Origin of the sequence: Micromonospora yasonensis (genome assembly GCF_026013475.1) — a bacterium.
GTDB classification, from domain to species: domain Bacteria; phylum Actinomycetota; class Actinomycetes; order Mycobacteriales; family Micromonosporaceae; genus Micromonospora; species Micromonospora yasonensis.
In genome coordinates this window covers 1-2864 of the sequence record NZ_JAPDPH010000403.1, presented here as the reverse complement: position 1 = coordinate 2864, position 2864 = coordinate 1, and the positions used below count along the sequence as shown (strand labels likewise).

The window sequence follows — 2864 nt, the reverse complement described above, 5'->3', positions numbered from 1 at the left end:
TGCCGAGAGCGAGCCTGCCAGCCCGTTCGAGCCGGACCCGGACGCGCAGCCGCCGCTCGCCGTGCTGCGCGGTGATCCGTGAGCGGGCGAAGCGCAGCAGGCCGACGTGCTCGCCACTGATGTCGAGCCGGGCGCCTGGCCCGAGGAGGTGCAGTGCGGTGTGTACCTGCTCACGGTCCAGGGTCATCGGGCACCGACCCGCACGTCGCGGAACCGGGCCGGCACGGTCCCATGGCCGATGTGCGCCACCTGCAACGGCTCCCCCTTGTTGCAGGACGGGATGCCGTGGATCCGGTACTCGGTCGCGTTGCCCAGGGCGTCACAGCCCGCCCAGAGCTGCGGCGTCACGCCGGTGTACGTGCAGTTCTTCAGCATTCGGCCGAGCTGGCCGTCCCGGATCTCCCAACCCACTTCGGCCCCGAATCGAAACGACATCCGCTGGTCGTCGATGGAAAGGCTCTTGTTCATGTCGATGAGCACGCCCCGTTTCGTGGTTTCGATCATCTCCGGCAACGAGGAATCGCCCGGGAGCAGGCAGAGGTTGGTCATCCGCACCAGCGGGGCCCGCTGCCAGCCGTCGGCGCGGGCCGCTCCCGACGACGTCTCGCCAAGTTCCGCTGCGGATTCGCGCCCGGACAGGTAGCCCACGAACACGCCGTCGCGGATCAGGTCGGTCCGCTGCGCCGCGACGCCCTCGTCGTCGTACCCGTACGAGCCGAGGCCGCCGGTCACGGTCGCGTCCGCCACCACCGAGACGATCGGCGCACCGAACCGCAGGGTGCCACGCCGTTCCGGAGCGGCGTATGTGCCCCCGGCGAGGCTCGCCTCGGCACCCAGCGCCCGGTCGGCCTCCATCGGGTGTCCGGCCGTCTCGTGCAACAGCAGGGCGAGCTGGGTGCCGGAGATCACCAGCGTGGTGGTCTCGTCCGGGCAGACGGGCGCGGTAAGCAGCGCGACGGCCTCGGCCCCGACGCGTGCCGCCTCCTCCGGCAGTCGCAGCGACGGAATGTGCTCGTATCCCGCGGTGGCGAAGTCGCCCCGCTGGCCCCGGATCGATCGGGGCACGCTCTGCGGGTACGACCTGCGCTGCACGTCGTTGCCGTCGCTGGCGATGACCAGCAGGCCGGCGCCGCTCTCGGTGATGGTCTGTTCGATCAGCGCGCCCTCGGTGTTGGCGAAGACTTTGTCGTCGCGGAAGAAGTCCATCGACGCCTCGACCCGCTGCACCATCGGGCCCGCCGTGCTCGCCTCGGCCACCGCCGCCGCGAGCAGGTCCACCTTGCTGGCGAGCGACACCGTGAACGGGTCCACCTCCGCTGGTGAGCGCCAACGGGTCCGGGTGGTGACCGGGGGCCCGAGGCGGTCGGCGATGCTGCGGCGCGCCGCGGGTGCGCCCTGGGCGGCCGCCCGGGCCTGCCCCACTGCCTGGGTCACCACGTCGGCGAGGCCGGCGCGGTCGAGCCGGTGGGTGGCGGCGAATCCCCACACGCCGTCGACCATCACCCGCAGGCCGAGCCCGGTGGAGTCGTTGAGCGCCACCTCACCCGGTCCGTCGTGCTCCACCAGCACCAGCTCGTGGGTGCGGTGCACGACGCGTACGTCCGCGTACTCCACGTCTCTCGGCAGCAGTCCCAGTGCTGCTTCGGCGTACTCGCGCATCACTTGGCTACCGCCGCGACCGGCGTGGCCGAGCCGTCGGACGTCGTGCGGGACCGGCCTTTGATCGGGATGCACAGTGGCTTGCCGCTGACCGGATGCGCCTGCACCTGCGCCTCGATGCCGAAGACCTCGTGCAGCAGAGGCGGGGTGAGCACCTGCTCGGGCGGGCCTTCGGTGACCAGGGCGCCGGATTTCATGACGAAGATGTGGTCGGCGTATTCGGCGGCCATGTTGAAGTCGTGCAGCACCATCGCGACCGTCTTGCCCTGCGTGCGGTTCAGCTCCGCCAGCAGGTCGAGCACCTCCAGTTGGTAGGCGACGTCGAGGAAGGTGGTCGGTTCGTCGAGGAGGATCAGATCGGTCCCCTGCGCCAGGCACAGCGCGATCCATGCCCGTTGCCGCTGGCCGCCGGAGAGCTGGTCGACGGACTTGCGGCGTAGCGATTCGGTGCCCGTCACCTCCAGCGCCCATTCGACGGCGTCCTTGTCGACGGTGGACGGCACGGACAGCGACCGGCGGTGCGGGTGGCGGCCGAACCACACCAGGTCCTCGACGGTGATCGCCTCGGGCGCGGACAGCAGCTGCGGCAGGATGGCCAGCCGCCGGGCCACCTCCTTGGTGGAGAACGAGTGAATGGTCTTGCCGTCCAGCACCACCTCGCCCTGGCGCGGCCGCAGCAGCCGGGACAGCGCGCGCAGTGCCGTGGACTTGCCACAGCCGTTCGGTCCGATCAGCACGCTGACCTTGCCGTCGGGGATGGTGAGGGACAGATCGGTGGCGATCACGAACTGGTCGTAGGCGAGTTCCACGCCTTCGGCACGCAGTCGCACGACGACCTCCTACTTGCCGGTCTTGGTGAGCAGGTAAAGGAAGTACGGGCCGCCGACCAGAGCGGTGATCAGCCCGACAGGGATCTCCAGCGGTGGTGCAATGCCCCGGCCGACGGCGTCGGCGAGCAGCAGCAACAGTGCGCCGAGCGCGCCGGCGGTGGGCAGGAGCGCGAGATGCCGGCCGCCGACGAGCCGGCGGGCCATGTGTGGAGCGATCAGGCCGACGAAACCGACGGTGCCGGCGACGGACACGGCGGCGGCGGCCAGGGCGACCGCCAGCAGCAGCGTGATGCGGCGGGTGCGCTCGACCGGCTCACCGCCGCCCGGGGGCCGGGCGGCGCCCCGGGCCCCGGCGGCCCGTCCGCGGGGGGGGGA

Annotated in this window: 4 protein-coding genes; all 4 read right to left on the bottom strand. The window is 71.4% G+C overall.

What is annotated here, in order from left to right:
* On the bottom strand, nt 1-187 hold a 187-nt coding region (locus ONA70_RS35740), incomplete at its 3' end, for a hypothetical protein (RefSeq protein WP_265010893.1).
* Nucleotides 184-1659 carry a TldD/PmbA family protein gene (locus tag ONA70_RS35735; RefSeq protein ID WP_265010892.1) on the bottom strand — a complete coding sequence of 492 codons (1476 nt, stop codon included), beginning with the start codon at nt 1657-1659 and terminating at the stop codon, nt 184-186. The genes ONA70_RS35735 and ONA70_RS35740, both read right to left, overlap by 4 nt.
* The gene (locus tag ONA70_RS35730) at nt 1659-2489 is read right to left on the bottom strand and encodes an ABC transporter ATP-binding protein (protein ID WP_265010891.1); all 831 of its coding nucleotides are present in this window, start codon (nt 2487-2489) and stop codon (nt 1659-1661) included. Before ONA70_RS35730 ends, ONA70_RS35735 begins: the two co-directional genes overlap by 1 nt.
* Before the next feature lie 9 nt (nt 2490-2498).
* Nucleotides 2499-2864, bottom strand: a 366-nt coding sequence (locus ONA70_RS35725) for an iron chelate uptake ABC transporter family permease subunit (RefSeq protein ID WP_265010890.1), incomplete at its 5' end; no start/stop codon positions are given.

Bases quoted from the DNA above. Each gene is read 5' to 3' on its own strand.
- ONA70_RS35735 (WP_265010892.1), bottom strand. From the start codon at position 1,659: ATGCGCGAGTACGCCGAAGCAGCACTGGGACTGCTGCCGAGAGACGTG.